This window comes from Bacillus sp. P4_D3 (assembly GCF_056401855.1).
The window spans coordinates 1-551 of the sequence record NZ_JBFUIN010001324.1 but is presented as its reverse complement, the minus strand read 5'-3'; the positions used below and the strand labels follow the sequence as shown (position 1 = coordinate 551).

Annotated in this window: 2 protein-coding genes; one reads left to right on the top strand and one right to left on the bottom strand. The window is 31.2% G+C overall.

Features of this window, described 5'->3' with window-relative positions; all coding sequences use genetic code 11:
- Positions 1 to 93 (top strand): IS3 family transposase (locus AC1DTM_RS31120; protein WP_131798968.1); only part of this gene is annotated, 93 nt, incomplete at its 5' end.
- A gap of 85 nt (positions 94 to 178) precedes the next feature.
- Here the strand turns inward: AC1DTM_RS31120 and AC1DTM_RS31115 are convergent.
- A complete protein-coding gene (locus tag AC1DTM_RS31115) occupies positions 179 to 466 on the bottom strand; it encodes an AbrB/MazE/SpoVT family DNA-binding domain-containing protein (RefSeq protein ID WP_002148618.1) in 288 nt (95 codons plus the stop codon).
- Positions 467 to 551: the final 85 nt, after the last annotated feature.

The window sequence follows — 551 nt, the reverse complement described above, 5'->3', positions numbered from 1 at the left end:
GAAGAGTATATTTATTTTTATAACTATAAACGGTTCCAAAAACGACTCAACCACCGAGCTCCGATAGAATATCGAATCTCGATGGCTGCTTAGTCTTTTTAATATTGTCTACTTGACAGGGATAAGACCATTATGGTCCTTTTCTTTTTCAGTTTTTCAAAAGAATAATAAATTAAGACTAAATCTCACTCTTGTTCAAAAACTGCTCAATTTCTTTTATTACATGTTTTGCGCCTTCTATACTAACAGTAATGCTTCCATTTGCTAATGAAATATTTTGGTCTGAAACATCACCTGTTATTTGACAAGCATTGTAAGGTTGATATTTTTGTAAAATGACTTTGTCTTCTTCTACAAAAATTTCAAGTGGTGATTTAATTTGTATTCCTAATACATCTCGTAATTCTTTAGGAATAACTATCCGTCCCAATTCATCTACTTTTCGAATAATTCCTGTTGCTTTCATGTTACTCCCCCCTTACTCTCTATTTATTTTTTTCACCTCGCTATTTTCATTTTATCACTATATATTTGGTAATGGCTTACTCTTT

Coding starts and splice junctions, on each gene's coding strand:
- AC1DTM_RS31115 (WP_002148618.1), bottom strand. CDS start 466: ATGAAAGCAACAGGAATTATTCGAAAAGTAGATGAATTGGGACGGATA.